Origin of the sequence: Streptomyces sp. NPDC002566 (genome assembly GCF_042889585.1) — a bacterium.
Classification (GTDB): domain Bacteria; phylum Actinomycetota; class Actinomycetes; order Streptomycetales; family Streptomycetaceae; genus Streptomyces.
Window position 1 is genome coordinate 705,739 of sequence record NZ_JBIARD010000003.1, and the last position, 16,017, is coordinate 721,755.

At 72.1% G+C, this 16,017-nt stretch carries 9 protein-coding genes, 3 tRNA genes and 1 pseudogene; 5 read left to right on the top strand and 8 right to left on the bottom strand.

The window, feature by feature from the left end:
• The first annotated feature begins 228 nt into the window (after positions 1–228).
• A complete protein-coding gene (locus tag ACFYXA_RS16005; protein WP_389032952.1) occupies positions 229–2,148 on the top strand; it encodes a hypothetical protein in 1,920 nt (639 codons plus the stop codon).
• Positions 2,149–2,326: 178 nt separating this feature from the next.
• Here the strand turns inward: ACFYXA_RS16005 and ACFYXA_RS16010 are convergent.
• From ACFYXA_RS16010 to ACFYXA_RS16020, 3 genes are all read right to left on the bottom strand, one after another.
• Positions 2,327–2,403: transfer RNA gene (locus ACFYXA_RS16010), tRNA-Ile, on the bottom strand.
• Positions 2,404–2,604: 201 nt separating this feature from the next.
• Positions 2,605–2,677: transfer RNA gene (locus ACFYXA_RS16015), tRNA-Asn, on the bottom strand.
• 5 nt (positions 2,678–2,682) lie between these two features.
• Positions 2,683–2,755: transfer RNA gene (locus ACFYXA_RS16020), tRNA-Asn, on the bottom strand.
• Between the two features lie 161 nt (positions 2,756–2,916).
• On the opposite strand from ACFYXA_RS16020, the gene ACFYXA_RS16025 reads away from it, so the two are divergent.
• The 4 genes from ACFYXA_RS16025 (at position 2,917) to ACFYXA_RS16040 (ending at position 8,551) form a co-directional block, all read left to right on the top strand.
• Positions 2,917–3,222 (top strand): YtxH domain-containing protein, encoded by a 306-nt coding sequence (locus ACFYXA_RS16025; protein ID WP_130436903.1) that lies wholly within the window; start codon positions 2,917–2,919, stop codon positions 3,220–3,222.
• A gap of 87 nt (positions 3,223–3,309) precedes the next feature.
• Entirely contained in the window at positions 3,310–4,761 is a 1,452-nt protein-coding gene (locus ACFYXA_RS16030) for an FGGY family carbohydrate kinase (protein ID WP_352245017.1), read from the top strand.
• Between the two features lie 128 nt (positions 4,762–4,889).
• On the top strand, positions 4,890–6,623 hold the full coding sequence (locus tag ACFYXA_RS16035) for an ABC transporter ATP-binding protein (RefSeq protein ID WP_389032957.1): 1,734 nt from the start codon (positions 4,890–4,892) through the stop codon (positions 6,621–6,623).
• Positions 6,623–8,551, top strand: a complete 1,929-nt coding sequence (locus ACFYXA_RS16040) for an ABC transporter ATP-binding protein (protein WP_352245019.1) — start codon at positions 6,623–6,625, stop codon at positions 8,549–8,551. Before ACFYXA_RS16035 ends, ACFYXA_RS16040 begins: the two co-directional genes overlap by 1 nt.
• A 508-nt stretch (positions 8,552–9,059) precedes the next feature.
• On the opposite strand, the pseudogene ACFYXA_RS16045 reads toward ACFYXA_RS16040, so the two are convergent.
• The 5 genes and pseudogenes from ACFYXA_RS16045 to ACFYXA_RS16065 all read right to left on the bottom strand — a co-directional run.
• Positions 9,060–10,261 (bottom strand): annotated as a pseudogene (locus ACFYXA_RS16045) (RNA polymerase sigma factor); the annotation flags it as partial.
• A gap of 143 nt (positions 10,262–10,404) precedes the next feature.
• On the bottom strand, positions 10,405–12,309 hold the full coding sequence (gene dnaG, locus ACFYXA_RS16050; protein ID WP_352245020.1) for a DNA primase: 1,905 nt from the start codon (positions 12,307–12,309) through the stop codon (positions 10,405–10,407).
• A 55-nt stretch (positions 12,310–12,364) separates the two neighbouring features.
• Positions 12,365–13,630, bottom strand: coding sequence for an NAD(P)/FAD-dependent oxidoreductase (locus tag ACFYXA_RS16055; protein ID WP_389032962.1), 1,266 nt, complete (start codon positions 13,628–13,630; stop codon positions 12,365–12,367).
• 149 nt (positions 13,631–13,779) lie between these two features.
• Entirely contained in the window at positions 13,780–15,075 is a 1,296-nt protein-coding gene (locus ACFYXA_RS16060; RefSeq protein WP_389032965.1) for a deoxyguanosinetriphosphate triphosphohydrolase, read from the bottom strand.
• Between the two features lie 57 nt (positions 15,076–15,132).
• A complete protein-coding gene (locus ACFYXA_RS16065) occupies positions 15,133–15,966 on the bottom strand; it encodes a sirohydrochlorin chelatase (RefSeq protein ID WP_389032968.1) in 834 nt (277 codons plus the stop codon).
• Positions 15,967–16,017: the final 51 nt, after the last annotated feature.

Below are 16,017 nucleotides of genomic sequence, written 5' to 3' on the forward strand. Positions count from 1 at the left end.
ACCGCGGCGAGCTCCTCGTACGCCGCCTGCACGCTCCCACGCCTGCGCCGGCGGACGCGTCGCTCCGCCTTCCAGCAGACGTATCCGAGCACGGCGATCCCGAGGCCCAGCTGGCCCGTCGATATCCACACCCCGCACAGTCTGGCTTCACACACGCACGGACACGTCTCGTTGACCGAATTTGAGAAACCTCGGCCACTTCCCACAGCTCTGCTCCACGATGTCCCGATGGGTCTGTTACGCCTGCCGCTCGTGGTCTATCCCTGGTTCACCTCCCTCGTCGTCCTCGTGGCGGTCGGGGTGGTCAGGGACGGCTCAGCCATCCCCTCCGCGCTCCTGATCGGCCCGGCGGTACTGATCGGGCTCATGATCCAGCTCGATGTCTGGTCGGCGGGGGTGCTGAGCCCTCTGGAACGGGCCCGCAAGCTGTGCTGGCTCGACGGCAGGGGCGTGGCCTTCGCCTTCTTCGTCGTGCTGTACGCCCATGTGGTCGGGCTCATGCCGTCGGTCGTCGGATTCTGGCACCGCCACCCCTGGCCGGGACGGTACGAGATCGCGATCGCCTTGCTGCTGGCCACGTACAACTACCTGCCGGGGTTCGCCGCCGCGGACCGCATCACGGTGCTCAAGAACCTCCTCGCCGTCCTCGACATGATCTTCGTCCGGAAGGGGATGACGGCGTTCCTCGCCGGGCTCTCCTCGGGAGACCGCGGCATCGCGGAGTTCGCAGCCTGGCTGGTCGTCTTCGAACTCCTCGTCCAGCTCCACCAACTGTTCGTCAGTACGGAGCAGCCGCTCGCGGTCTTTCGCAGGATCGAGGCGCATCACTACTTCGCAGGCACCTCCGACCACCGGCGCAAGGTCGCCGACTTGTGGGTCGAGGAGGACGTGCGCGGGAAAAGGTCTCCACGCCTCGACCTCGTACACACGCTCTGCGACGAGGCCATGCACGCCGCCCAGGACAACAACCCGCATCCCGCCATGGCGCGCTACCTCAAAGCCGAGAGACATCCAGGACAGGCCGCCAAGTCCTGGCTGGCCGCGGCCTCGGAGCTGCTGACGCAGGCGAGGCGCGCGCTTCCCGACCCCGAACCCGCCCAGCGACGCGCCCTGGACCTCGCGGAGGCCCACCTCATCCGGTTCCGTGTCCATCTCGACGTGAGCCTGGGACGTCAAGAGCGGGCGCTCAAGGACCAGCGCAAGGTCCGTGACCTGTGGACTCGCCACGGCCTGCACAACCTCAGCGCCAACAACCTCTGCGTCGAGCTCACCGGTGCCCGCGCCGACGGAACCAAACCCGTGGTGCCCGAAAAGGCCCTCGCCGAGTTGGAGCAGCATCTCGACCAGCCCGGACTGCTGCCGTACGTCCGCTGCTCACTGCTCCTGCTGGCCGCCGAGTACGCCACCTTGACCGGCGATCTCGCACGCGCGGTGGAGCTGCGGGAACGCCGGCATCAGCAGGTCATCCGCCGGTCGGACTTCCGTATCCTCAACCGCGAGCAGCGTGCCGCTGGGATGCCCGCCTTCAAGCCCGTTCGGTACCGCCTGTCCCTCGCCTCTCTCGAGGCGCTGGACGCCCGGACCCGGGGGGCCGGCCCGGCACCGGACGACGCCACCCGTCCGCCGAGGATCATCTTGTCCAACCTGCCTGGCGGCGCCGGAGCCCGAGCAGCGGCCGGGATGCGGTTATGGCTGGACGGCAAACCGGCCCAGGCGGCCAGCCCGCTGAGCGAAGCAGCGGACCTCCTCCAACGCGACGGCTTTCTCGCCGACGCGTTCAACGTCCTCCTTGAGGTCGGCACCGCTCAGCGCGCTGTCGACCCGGCCGCCGCCTACGACACCCTTGCCCGAGCCCTCCATCTCCAGCAGCGCCTGCGCGCGGGCCTCGCCAACACCGATCTCCGCCTCGCCACCGGCGCCACCACCGAACATCTCACCCGCGCCCTCACAGACCTCCTGCTGCGCACCCTCCCCGCTCCCGCCCCGCCGGCCCTGACCATCTTCGATCTCGCCGAGCTCTCCCGCTCCCGCGTCCTCCTCGACCAACTGGGTACCGGCGCCACCCGCCCCGTCACCTACCCAGCCCTGCGCGCCCTCCTGGCCGAGGCCAGCACCACGCCCGACCTCACGGACGCGCCGAAAGCCTGAGACTCGTCAACCCAAGCTCCGCTGGTCAGCTTCCTGGAAGTCAGCGCGTCGCCCGCTCCGCGAGAGAGCATGAGCCGCACCTCGCTCCGAAGGCGCGAGCAGCGGATTCGGGGCGTTGAGGCGAAGTTGACGATCCGCCACCTTGCGAGGGACGTGTCCGCAGGTCAGGACACTTCTTTGGTGGGGCGGGTGGGACTCGAACCCACGGCCGGCGGATTATGAGTCCGCTGCTCTAACCGGCTGAGCTACCGCCCCATAGCGGCGTGTCGCGTACATGTGTGCGCGCCGTCTGCCGCAGCATAGCCGCTCATACGATCTCACGCTTCGGCTGGTCCGCCGTCGCACGCGGCCTCGGGGGCCGTGCCGCGACCTGCGGCGTTCCCGGCGGCGCCGAAGGCGTAGGCGCGGCCGGAGCCGACATGAAAAAGGACCCCTGCGGGGTCCTCGATCACGATGCTCCCCCGACTGGACTCGAACCAGTAACCTGCCGGTTAACAGCCGGCTGCTCTGCCAATTGAGCTACGGAGGACCGAGCTCCCCCGACTGGACTCGAACCAGTAACCTGCCGGTTAACAGCCGGCTGCTCTGCCAATTGAGCTACGGAGGAATGCCTCGTCGCATCGAACGTGCCGACCTGGGTATTCGCCAGGGGGCGGGCGCTCGCTGCGACACATACATTAGCGCAAGCAGGGGGGTGCTCCGCCAATCGGTTCCCTTCCGGCACCGATGCCGCACCTTGCAGACCTACACGAGGGAAGGGTGGCCGCCATGCGCTACCGGCTCACGTTCGTCGTCGGACTCGCCCTGGGCTACGTGCTGGGCACACGGGCCGGGCGCGAGCGCTACGAACAGCTCAAGAAGTCCGCCCGGCAGATCGCGCAGAACCCCGCCGTGCGCAACACCGCGGAGACGGCGGCCCAGCAGAGCCGCCAGTTCGCGGGCCGGGCCTACCACGTGGTGAGCGACAAGGTCGGTGACCGGATGCCCGACTCCGTCGCCGACCGGGTGCGCTCGCTGCGGGAACGGTCCGTGCACAGCAACGGTTCCGACGACTGGGGCACCAGCAACACCTGACGCCCGCAGCACCCCGAGAGACCCGATCGACCCCTGGACCACCCGAGCCGACACGGTCACCCCCCGCCGTGCGGCAGAATTTTCGCCATGGGGATAGTCGCCGGGTTGGACAGTTCACCCGATTTCACTCGCATCGTGGTCTGCGACGCGGACAACGGGGCCGTGCTCCGGCAGGGGTACGCGCCGCATCCGCTGGAGGGCGCCGAGGGTGGCGGCCGTCCCTCCGACGTCGATCCGCAGGCCTGGCTGCTCTCCCTCGGGGAGGCGGCCGGCGGCGGACTCCTCGAAGGGGTGCAGGCCATCGGTGTGTCCGCGCAGCAGAACGCGGTCGTGCCACTGGACTCGCAGGGCAACACCGTGCGCCCGGCGATGGTCGGCGCCGACAAGCGGGCGCAGGTCGCGGCGGCCGACCTGATCGACGCGCTCGGCGGCCGCCAGGCCTGGGCGCAGGCCGTGGGGTCCGTGCCGCAGGCCGCGCATCCCGTCACCAAGCTGCGCTGGCTGGCGAAGAACGAGCCCGACGCCGCCCTGCGCTCCGCGATGCTCATGCAGGCCCACGACTGGCTGGTGTGGCAGCTGCTCGGGCGGCCCGTGCGCCGGACCACCGACCGGGGCGGCGCCTCCGGCACCGGCTACTGGTCGGCCGCCACCGGCGGCTACCGCCCCGACCTCGTCGAGCTGGCGCTCGGTCACCAGGCCATGCTGCCCGAGGTGATCGGCCCGGCCGACGCGGCCGGCACCACCCCGGAGGGCCTGCTGATCTCCGTCGGCACCGGTGAGACCATGGCCGCCGCGTTCGGGCTCGGCATCGGCCTCGGCGACGCCGTCGTGTCGCTGGGCGCGTCCGGCTCGGTGATGGCCGTGCATCCCGAGGCCCTCGTCGACCCGAGCGGGATGATCACCTCGCTCGCCGACGCGACGGGCATGCACCTGCCCGTCGTCACCACCCTGAACGCCGTACGGACCCTGCGCGGGGCCGTCGAACTGCTCGGCGTGCCGGACCTGGAGAGCCTGTCGGAGCTGGCGATGAAGTCGACGCCGGGATCGCACGGGCTGGTGCTGCTGCCCTATCTGGAGGGCGAGCGCACGCCGAACCTTCCGCACACGGCGGGCACGCTGACCGGGCTGCGGCGCGAGTCGATGAAGCCGGAGCACTTCGCGCGGGCCGCCTTCGAGGGCATGCTGTGCGGGCTCGCGGACGCGCTGGACGTGCTGCGCGGCCGGGGCGTGGAGGTGCGGCGGGTGTTCCTGCTGGGGGCGGCGGCCGAGCTGCCGGCCGTGCAGGCGGCGGCGCCGGCGCTGTTCGGGGCGCAGGTCGTCGTACCGCAGCCGGCCGACTACGCGGCGATAGGCGCCGCCCGGCAGGCCGCCTGGGCGCTCGGCGTCTCCCAGGGCACCCTCGACCCCCGCAACCCGCCGCGTTGGAACGGCGCGGCGGCCCAGGTCCTGGAACCGGGCGACGACCTCGCCGTCGGCCAGGCCGTCCGCCAGCAGTACGTGTCGGTGCGCGAGCAGACCCACCCGGGGGCGTTCCGGTAGGCCCGCAGGAGGTGGCGTATAGCACGGCGTTGCCTCGATATTCAGTTGAGGTAACGCCGGTCGCGTGTCCGACGATAGGGGCCACGGGCAACCAACTGCCCCGCCTCGCCGACTCCGAGAGACGTAGCGTGCTCATACGACTTCTGCGGACCTGTCTCAGGCCCTACAAGAAACCCATCGCCCTGCTGGTGGTGCTGCAGTTCCTGCAGACCTGCGCCACCCTCTACCTGCCCACCCTCAACGCCGACATCATCGACGACGGCGTCGTCGACGGGGACACCGGAGCGATCCTGTCCTACGGCGGGCTGATGATCGGCATCTCGCTGGTGCAGGTGCTGTGCAACATCGGCGCCGTGTACTACGGCGCGCGGACCGCCTCCGCGCTCGGCCGGGACCTGCGCGCCGGGGTCTTCGACCGGGTGCAGGCCTTCTCCGCCCGCGAGGTCGGCCAGTTCGGCGCGCCCTCGCTGATCACGCGGACGACGAACGACGTCCAGCAGATCCAGATGCTCGCCCTGATGACGTTCACACTGATGGTGTCGGCGCCGATCATGTGCGTGGGCGGCATCGTCATGGCGCTCGGCCTGGACGTGCCGCTGTCCGGGGTGCTGGTGGCCGTGGTGCCCACGCTGGGCGTCTGCGTGACGCTGATCGTACGGCGGCTGCGGCCGCTGTTCCGGTCCATGCAGGAGCGGCTGGACACGGTGAACCGGGTGCTGCGCGAGCAGATCACCGGCAACCGCGTCATCCGCGCCTTCGTCCGCGACGAGTACGAGGAGCAGCGCTTCCGGAAGGCCAACACCGACCTCACCGACATCTCGCTGCGCACCGGCAACCTGCTCGCGCTGATGTTCCCGGTGGTCATGACCACCGTCAACCTGTCGTCGATCGCCGTGGTGTGGTTCGGCGCGCACCGCATCGACAGCGGCGGGATGCAGATCGGCGACCTGACGGCCTTCCTCGCCTACCTCATGCAGATCGTCATGTCCGTGATGATGGCCACGTTCATGTTCATGATGGTGCCGCGCGCGGAGGTGTGCGCCGAGCGCATCCAGGAGGTCCTGGGCACCGAGTCGAGCGTCGTGCCGCCGTCGTCGCCGGTGCGCGAGCTGCGCCGGCACGGCCATCTGGAGCTGCGCGCGGCCGGCTTCCGCTACCCGGGCGCCGAGGAGCCGGTGCTCAAGGCGGTCGACCTGGTGGCCCGGCCGGGCGAGGTGACCGCCGTGATCGGCTCGACCGGCAGCGGCAAGTCGACGCTGCTCGGGCTGGTCCCGCGGCTGTTCGACGCCACCGACGGCGAGGTCCTCGTCGACGGGGTGCCCGTCGCCGACATCGACCCGGAGCTGCTGGCGCGGACCGTGGGGCTGGTGCCGCAGCGGCCGTACCTCTTCGCGGGGACCGTCGCGAGCAACCTGCGCTACGGCAACCCGGACGCCACCGACGAGGAGCTGTGGCACGCGCTGGAGGTGGCGCAGGCCGCGAGGTTCGTGCGGGGGCTGGACAGCGGGCTGGACTCGCCCATCGCGCAGGGCGGCACCAACGTCTCCGGCGGCCAGCGGCAGCGGCTCGCGATCGCGCGCACGCTCGTGCAGCGGCCGGAGATCTACCTCTTCGACGACTCCTTCTCCGCCCTCGACTACGCCACGGACGCGGCGCTGCGGGCGGCGCTCGGCCGGGAGACCGCCGAGGCGACCGTGGTGATCGTCGCCCAGCGGGTGGCGACCATCCGGGACGCCGACCGGATCGTCGTCCTGGACGAGGGCCGGGTCGTCGGGGCGGGTACGCACACCGAGCTGATGGCGGACAACGAGACCTACCGGGAGATCGTGCTCTCCCAGCTGACGGAAGCGGAGGCTGCCTGATGGCCGGGCCCATGGGGCGCATGATGGCGGGGCAGGGTCCGGAGAACCGCTCGCTGGACTTCAAGGTGTCCGGACGGCGGCTCCTCGGCCGGTTCAAGGCCGAACGGCTCACCCTCTACGCGATGCTGTCCTGCGTCGTGCTGAGCGTGGGCCTGAACGTGGTCGGGCCGAAGATCCTCGGCAAGGCCACCGACCTGGTCTTCGCGGGCATCGTCGGGCGGCAGATGCCGGCGGGGGCCGACAAGGAGCAGGTCCTGGACTCGATGCGGCAGCGCGGTGACGGCGCGGTCGCCGACATGCTCCGCAGCACCGACTTCACCCCCGGCCAGGGCATCGACTTCGACGCCGTCGGCCGGGTCCTGCTGTTCGCGCTCGGGGTGTTCCTCGTCGCCGGCCTGCTGATGGCGGTGGCGACGCGGCTGGTCAACGCGGCCGTCAACCGCACGATGTTCCGGATGCGCGAGGACGTGCAGACGAAGCTGTCGCGGCTGCCGCTGTCGTACTTCGACAAGCGGCAGCGCGGCGAGGTGCTGTCCCGGGCGACGAACGACATCGACAACATCGGGCAGACCCTCCAGCAGTCGATGGGCCAGCTCATCAACTCGCTGCTCACCATCATCGGCGTGCTGGCGATGATGTTCTGGGTGTCGTGGATCCTCGCGCTGGTCGCGCTGGTCACCGTGCCGCTGTCGGCGGTCGTCGCGGCGCGGGTCGGCAAGCGGTCGCAGCCGCACTTCGTGCAGCAGTGGCGCTCCACGGGCAAGCTGAACGCCCACATCGAGGAGATGTACACCGGGCACACCCTGGTGAAGGTGTTCGGCCGTCAGGAGGAGTCGGCGCGGCAGTTCGCCGAGCAGAACGACGCGCTGTACGAGGCCGGGTTCCGGGCGCAGTTCAACAGCGGGATCATGCAGCCGCTGATGTTCTTCGTGTCGAACATCAACTATGTGCTGGTGGCGGTGGTGGGCGGGCTGCGCGTGGCCTCGGGCGCGCTGTCCATCGGCGATGTGCAGGCCTTCATCCAGTACTCGCGCCAGTTCTCGATGCCGCTGACGCAGGTGGCGTCGATGGCGAACCTCGTGCAGTCGGGCGTCGCCTCCGCCGAGCGGGTCTTCGAACTGCTCGACGCCGAGGAGCAGTCGCCGGACCCGGTGGCCGGCGTGCGGCCCGAGGAGCTGCGGGGGCGGGTGGCGCTGGAGGGCGTGTCCTTCCGGTACGACCCCGAGAAGCCGCTGATCGAGGATCTGTCGCTGGTCGTCGAGCCCGGGCACACGGTCGCGATCGTCGGTCCGACGGGGGCGGGCAAGACCACGCTGGTCAACCTGCTGATGCGGTTCTACGACGTCTCCGGCGGGCGCATCACCCTCGACGGCGTCGACATCGCCGCGATGTCGCGGGACGAGCTGCGGGCCGGGATCGGCATGGTGCTGCAGGACACCTGGCTGTTCGGCGGGACCATCGCGGAGAACATCGCGTACGGGGCGTCCCGGGAGGTCACCCGGGGCGAGATCGAGGAGGCGGCGCGGGCGGCCCACGCGGACCGGTTCGTGCGGACGCTGCCCGACGGGTACGACACCGTCATCGACGACGAGGGGAGCGGGGTCAGCGCGGGTGAGAAGCAGTTGATCACCATCGCTCGGGCGTTCCTGTCGGACCCGGTGATCCTGGTGCTCGACGAGGCGACGTCGTCGGTGGACACCCGTACGGAGGTGCTGATCCAGAAGGCGATGGCGAAGCTGGCGCACGGGCGGACGGCGTTCGTGATCGCGCACCGGCTGTCGACGATCCGGGACGCGGACACGATCCTCGTGATGGAGAACGGCTCGATCGTGGAACAGGGTTCGCACACCGAGCTGCTCGCCTCCGGCGGGGCGTACGCGCGACTGTACGAGGCCCAGTTCGCGCAGGCGGTGGCCGAGGTGGACTGACCGCGGGTGTCCGGTCCCGCCCCTGGGATGCCCCCGGCGTCCACCCCTGGGGGCTGCCGCCCCCAGACCCCCGCCCTACGCCCACCCACCACCCGACTCGGTCGGGAGAGGGGCGGGCGAACCCGACTCGGTCGGGAGGGGGCCGGCCCGACTCGGTCGCGAGGGGGTGGACTGGCCCGGCTCGGTCGGGAGGGGTGGGCCGGGCCCGACTCGGTCGGGAGAGGGGTGCGAACCCGACTCGGTCGGGAGATGTGGGCCGGGCCGGCTCGGTTGGGGCTGGGTGGGCAGGATCGACTCCGGTCGCCTGGCTGGGGGGGCAGGGTTATAGCCCGTCTGGGGGTCCCCCCTCTGGGGGAGTTTGAGGACGAGGCCCGTTCAGGGCCGACAGCGGGGGTCTGGGGGCGGCAGCCCCCAGAGGGCCGGCAGCCGGGGTCCGGGGCGGCAGCCCCCAGAGGGCCGGCAGCCGGGGTCCGGGGCGGCAGCCCCCAGAGGGTCGACAGGGGGGCGGTCAGTCGAGGTAGCCGCGGAGTTGGTCGGCGTAGGCGTGGTCGCGGAGTTTGCCGAGGGTCTTGGACTCGATCTGGCGTATCCGCTCCCGGGTGACGCCGAAGATCCCGCCGATCTCCTCCAGGGTGCGCGGGCGGCCGTCGGCGAGACCGTAGCGGAGCTGGACGACCTTGCGCTCACGCTCGCCGAGCGTGGACAGCACCGCCTCCAGGTGCTGCCGCAGCAGCAGGAACGCCGCCGACTCCACGGGGCTCGCCGCGTCCCCGTCCTCGATGAGGTCGCCGAGGGCCACGTCGTCCTCCTCGCCCACCGGCGCGTGCAGCGACACCGGCTCCTGGGCCAGCCGCAGCACCTCGCCGACCCGCTCCGGCGCGAGGTCGAGGTGGGCGGCGACCTCGTCGGCGGTCGGCTCGCACCCCCGCTCCTGCAGCATGCGCCGCTGCACCCGCACGACCCGGTTGATCAGCTCCACCACGTGCACGGGCACCCGTATGGTGCGCGCCTGGTCCGCGAGGGCCCGGGACATGGCCTGCCGGATCCACCAGGTGGCGTACGTGGAGAACTTGTAGCCGCGCGCGTAGTCGAACTTCTCGACCGCCCGGATCAGGCCCAGGTTGCCCTCCTGGACGAGGTCGAGCATGGTCAGGCCACGGCCGACGTACCGTTTCGCCACCGACACCACGAGCCGCAGGTTCGCCTCGATCAGGCGGCGCTTGGCCATCCGGCCCATGACGACGAGCCGGTCGAGGTCGAGCGCGAGGTCGCTGTCCAGGTCGGGGGTGCCGGCCAGCTTCTCCTCGGCGAACAGGCCGGCTTCGACGCGGCGGGCGAGCTCGACCTCCTCGGCGGCGGTGAGCAGCGGGATCCGGCCGATCTCGCGCAGGTACTGGCGGAACAGGTCGGAGGACGGGCCGGCGCCGTCCGCGGCGCGGGGAGCGGGCGCCTCGGCGGGTTCGGGCGCGGCCTCGGGGGCGGCGGCCTCGGTGCCCTCGGGGGTTGTGCCGTCCTCGGGGGCCTCCAGGGCGGCCAGGACGTCCGTCTCGGCTTCCGGTTCCGTGCCGTCGGTGGACGCGTCGGTGCGCGTCCCGGTGTGGGTGAGGGTCTGGGTCTGCACGGGGGCGACCTCCAGGATTTTCGCTGCCGGAATGCGCGACAGCGGCTTCGGGGGCGGAGTCGGCGGCCTCGCCGCTGTCCGTCCCGTACGCGGTGAGCGGAACCGCGGGGTGTGGGACCTGTGGGGGGACGGACCGGCCGCGCTCCGAGGACTCAGGCACCGCAACCCAGTGTGGGGTACGACACATCGCCGCCACGAGGGGCGTGCGAGGACTTTTTGCGTCCCGCGAGGATCAGAGCGCCGCGGCCCCGTGTTCGCGCAGCGACTGGTCGTACTGCTGAAGGATCCACAGTTCGTTCTGCACGGCGGCCAGTTGGGCCGGATCGCCGCCGGCGGCCAGCCGGGCCAGCTGGGACTGGACGTCGCGCACGCGCCGCTCCACGGCCCGGCGGCGGACGGTGACCAGCTGGGCGCCGGCGTACACCTCGTCCACCGTCTTGCGCATGATCGCCTCCACCGCGAGCTCGGTGACCATCGCGCGGACGGCGTCGTCGGGGGCGGCCTCGCGGACGCGGACCAGGTAGTCCTGCGGATCCTGGGTGCCGTACTCGGCGCCGCCCGCGTCCGCGATGGCCTGGCGTACGGCGGCGTAGGGGGCGGCGGTGAACTCGTCCGCGCCGTAGGCGTCGAAGGCCGGGGAGACCAACTCGGGTCGCTGCAGGGCGAGTTTGAGGAGTTCGCGCTCGGTGGCGTAGACGGGGTTGCGCAGGGTGAGGGCGGGGCCGGTCACAGCGGGGCGGGGGGCGGCCTCGTACCGCTGGGGGCCGCGGCCGGCCGGTGCGGGACCGCCCTTGCCGCCGCGCTCGCGGGCCCAACGGGCCAGCTGGGCGACGCGCTTGACCACGAACTGGGTGTCCAGGATGCCGAGCATGCCGGCGAGCTGCACGGCGACCTCGTGCTGGGCGCCGCTGTTCTTGATGCGGGCGACGATGGGCGCGGCCTCGTCGAGGGCGGCGGCGCGGCCGGCGGGGGTGTCGAGGTCGTAGCGGACGACGATCTGGCGCAGCGCGAACTCGAAGAGCGGGGTGCGGGGTTGGACCAGGTCGGCGACGGCGTCGTCGCCCTTGGTCAGGCGCAGGTCGCAGGGGTCCATGCCGTCGGGGGCGATGGCGATGTAGGTCTCGGCGGCGAACTTCTGATCGTCCTCGAAGGCCCGCAGGGCGGCCTTCTGGCCGGCGGCGTCGCCGTCGAAGGTGAAGATGACGCGGGCGGAGCCGTTGTCCATGAGCAGCCGGCGCAGGATCTTGATGTGCTCGCTGCCGAAGGCGGTGCCGCAGGTCGCGATGGCCGTTGTCACCCCGGCGAGGTGGCAGGCCATGACGTCGGTGTAGCCCTCGACGACCACGGCGCGGGAGGACTTGGCGATGTCCTTCTTCGCGAGGTCGATGCCGTAGAGGACCTGGGACTTCCTGTAGATCGCCGTATCGGGCGTGTTGAGGTACTTGGGCCCGTTGTCCGCCTCGTAGAGCTTGCGGGCGCCGAAGCCGACGACGTCGCCGCCGATGTCGCGGATGGGCCACATCAGCCGGCCCCGGAAGCGGTCGATGGGTCCGCGGCGGCCCTCCTGGGCGAGGCCGGAGAGGATCAGCTCCTTGTCGCTGAAGCCCTTGCCGCGCAGGAAGCGGGTGAGGTGGTCCCAGCCCTGGGGGCTGTAGCCGACGCCGAAGTGGACGGCGGCGGCCTGGTCGAAGCCGCGCTCGGCGAGGAAGATCCGGCCGGTGTCGGCCTCGGGGCTGAGGGCGAGCTGCTCCGCGTACCAGTCGGCGGCGATCTTGTGGGCCTCGACCAGGCGGATGCGTTCGCCGCGCTGGTGGGAGGGGTTGTAGCCGCCCTCCTCGTAGCGCAGGGTGACGCCGGCCTGGGCGGCGAGGCGCTCGACGGCCTCGGAGAAGGTGAGGTGGTCGACCTTCATCACGAACGTGATGGTGTCGCCGCCCTCCTGGCAGCCGAAGCAGTGGAAGAGCCCCTTGCTGGGGCTGACCTGGAAGGACGGCGACTTCTCGTCGTGGAACGGGCACAGCCCCTTGAGGTTGCCGCCGCCCGCGTTGCGCAGCTGGAGGTACTCGGACACGACGGCGTCGATCGGGACCGCGTCCCGTACCGCCTTCACATCCTCATCATTGATCCGCCCAGCCACGCGTGAATTCTACGGGGCCGGGCCGGTCTCATCGGGCGCGCCGCCGCTGCGGCGGTCAGGGCGCGAGGCCGTCCAGCGGGACGTGGGGGTCGGCCAGGGCGTCCGCGTCCACGCGGGCCCCCGAGCGGATCAGCTTCTGGATCGCCTCTGTGACGTCCCACACGTTGACGTTCATCCCGGCCAGCACCCGCCCCTCGCGGAGCCAGAACGCGATGAACTCGCGCTTGCCCGCGTCCCCCCGGATGACCACCTCGTCGTAGGTCCCCGGCGGCGCCCAGCCGCTGTACTCCATGCCCAGGTCGTACTGGTCGGTGAAGAAGTAGGGCACGCGGTCGTAGGCCACGTCCTGGCCGAGCATCGCGCGGGCGGCGACCGGGCCGCCGTTGAGGGCGTTGGCCCAGTGCTCCACGCGCAGCGTGGTGTCGAAGAGGCCGAGCGGGAAGGACGCGACGTCGCCGGCGGCGAAGATGTGGGGGTCGGAGGTGCGCAGGCTCGCGTCCACGGCGACGCCGCCCCCGTGGGCCCGGTCGGCTAGCCGCAGCCCGGCCGCCTCGGCCAGCGCGGTGCGGGGGGCGGCTCCGATCGCGGCGAGCACGTCGTGCGCGGGGTGCTCCTCGCCGTCGTCGGTGCGGGCCGCGAGGACCATGCCGTCCTGGCCGACGATCTCGGTCAGCCGGACGCCGAAGCGGAAGCGGACCCCGTGGTCGCGGTGCAGCTCGGCGAAGACGTTGCCGAGCTCGGGGCCGAGGACGCCGTGCAGCGGGGTGGGTTCCGGCTCCACGACGGTGACCTCGGCGCCGTACTCGCGGGCCGCCGCGGCGATCTCCAGGCCGATCCAGCCCGCGCCGGCGATCACGATGTGGCCGTTGTCGCGGCCGAGGGCGGCGAGGACGCCCTTGAGGCGTTCGGCGTGGGCGATGCGGCGCAGATGGTGGACGCCGGCGAGATCGGTGCCGGGGATGTCCAGGCGGCGCGGCTCGGCGCCGGTGGCCAGGAGCAGCTTGTCGTAGTGGACGAGGGTGCCGTCGTCACCGAAGCGGACGGTCCTGGCGGCGCGGTCGACGGCGTCGACGGTCTGGCCGAGGTGGAGCTCGACGTTGTTCTGCGCGTACCAGGCGGGCTCGTGCACGAAGACGCTCTCGCGGGGTTCCTTGCCGAGGAGGTAGCCCTTGGACAGCGGTGGCCGCTCGTAGGGGTGGTCCCGTTCGTCGCAGATCAGTATCACCCGGCCGGTGAAGCCCTCCGTCCGGAGCGTCTCGGCCGCCTTGGCGCCGGCCAGGCCTCCTCCGACGATGACGAATGTCTGATCCGCGTCGACCACGTGATGCCTCCTACGGGGGTCAGAGGGGTGGCCCTCCAGTGAACACTGCTCGTTCCGCCACACGAGCCTCCCGCACGGAGGGTGAGGGGGGAAGAGGGAGTGGCCCGATCAGGCCACGTTGGGTCACTTACGAGTCAGATCCGGCGTTTTCAGGTGCGGGTGGTGAGCCGCGCGTGCAAGGAGCGGGCGGAGGCGTCGGTGAGGGAGGCGACCTGGTCGACGATCACCCGCTTGCGGGCGCGGTCGTCGGGCGCCTGCTCGAACAGGGCGCGGAACTGGGGGTCGAGGTCGTGGGGGGCGCGGGCGGTGAGCGCCTCGGCGAGCTCGGTGATGACGACGCGCTGGTCGGCGCGGAGCAGTTCCTGTTCGGCGCGCTGCATCACGTACCGGTCGGCTACGGCCTTGAGCACCGCGCACTCCAGCCGGGTCTCGTGCGGTACGACGAGTTCGGCGCCGTAGCGGGTGAGGCGCCCGTGGCCGTGGCGCGCGCGGGTGGCGGTCTCGGCGGCGAGGCAGAAGCGGCCGATGAGCTGGCTGGTGGCGTCCTTGAGCCGGGCCTGGGCGACGGCGGTGCCGTCGTAGCCGTGCGGCCACCACTCCTGGGCCTGGAGCCGGTCGAGGGCGGCGGCGAGTTCGGCCGGGTCGGTGCCGGCGGGGACGTAGCGGCCCACCGCGACGCGGAAGACCTCCTGGCGTTCCGGTTCGGCGTGCAGGCTGGCGGGGTCGACGTGGCCGGCGTGCAGGCCGTCCTCGATGTCGTGCACCGAGTAGGCGACGTCGTCGGACCAGTCCATGACCTGGGCCTCGAAGCAGGTGCGGGTGCCGGGGGCGTGCTCGCGGACCCAGTCGAACACGGGCCGGTCGTCCTCGTACACGCCGAACTTCGGGGAGGCCGGGTCGGTGGGGTGGGCGCCGCGCGGCCAGGGGTACTTGGTGGCGGCGTCGAGGGTGGCGCGGGTGAGGTTGAGGCCGACGGAGCCCTCGGCGGTGAACCGTTTGGGCTCGATGCGGGTGAGGAGCCGCAGGGACTGGGCGTTGCCCTCGAAGCCGCCGCAGTCGTGGGCGTAGTCGTTCAGGGCCTGTTCGCCGTTGTGGCCGAACGGAGGGTGCCCGAGGTCGTGGGAGAGGCAGGCCGCTTCGACGAGGTCGGGGTCGCAGCCGAGGGCCGCGCCGAGTTCACGGCCGACCTGGGCGCACTCCAGGGAGTGGGTGAGGCGGGTGCGCGGTGTGGCGTCCCAGGCGGGGCTGCCGGCGGCCCCGGGGGTGACGACCTGCGTCTTGCCGGCGAGCCTGCGCAGCGCGGAGGAGTGCAGGATGCGGGCGCGGTCGCGCTGGAAGGCCGTGCGGCCCGGGCGTTTGTCGGGCTCGGCCGCCCAGCGGGCCACTGACGTGGGGTCGTAGGAGCCGGGCGAGGTGGGGGGCGTGGTGCCTGCGGTGCCTTCCATGCCCTGAACAGTAGAGGCAGCCGGTGACGGCCGGGGGGCGTGGGGCGCGCGCTGGTCTCAGGCGGAGGCCAGGTGGGGGGTGGTGCGGGCCGGGGCGGCGGTCGCCTGGTCGTAGCGGTGCAGGACGAGGCGGGCCATCGCCTCGTGGGGGCCGAGGGGGGCCGCGGCCGGGCCGGGGGCGGCCGCGGCGGACTCCGTGGCGAAGCGGCCGGGAGCCGTGAAGTAGGAGGCGACGGCGACGCGGTGGCGGCCCCGCGCGGTCAGGGCCTCTACCGCGAGGGGGACGGTGGGGGCCGAGGTGGTGGCGTAGGCGGGGACGACGGGGACGCCGAGGCGGGCGGACAGCAGCCGGGCGGTGCGGCCGGTGTCGACGGCCGCGTCGGGGTCGCGGGAGCCGGCCGCGGCGAGGACCACGGCGCTCGTGCGGCGCTCGGCGTCGGTCGTCGGGGCGCGCCAGCCGGCCTCGGTGAGGCGGGCGTGGAGGGCGTCCACGAGGAGGGGGTGCGGGCCGAGCGGCGCGGCCACGCGCGTGCGTACGCGAGCGGCCGCGGCCGTCTCGGGGATGTCGCGCTTGACGTGGTAGCCGCGGCTGAGCAGCAGGGGGACGAGGACGGCGTCGGCGGTGTCCGTCGCGTCGAGCCGGGCGAGGGTGTCGGTCAGCAGGGGCTCGTTCAGCTCGATGTGCCCGAGGTGGACGGGCAGCTCCGGGCGCAGGGCGCGGACGCGGTCGAGGAGCGCGTGGACGGTGCTCAGGGCGCGCGGGTCACGGCTGCCGTGGGCGACGGCGACGAGCGCGGGCGGGCCGGGCCGGCGGCGGCCGTCCGTCCCCGGCCGGGGCGCCGGCCGCACGACGCCGATCCGGGCGGCGGACTGGGAGCTGATCCGGTTCATGGACCGATCCTCGCGGTGCGGGATTGCGGTTCCGTTGCCTGACCGTCACGG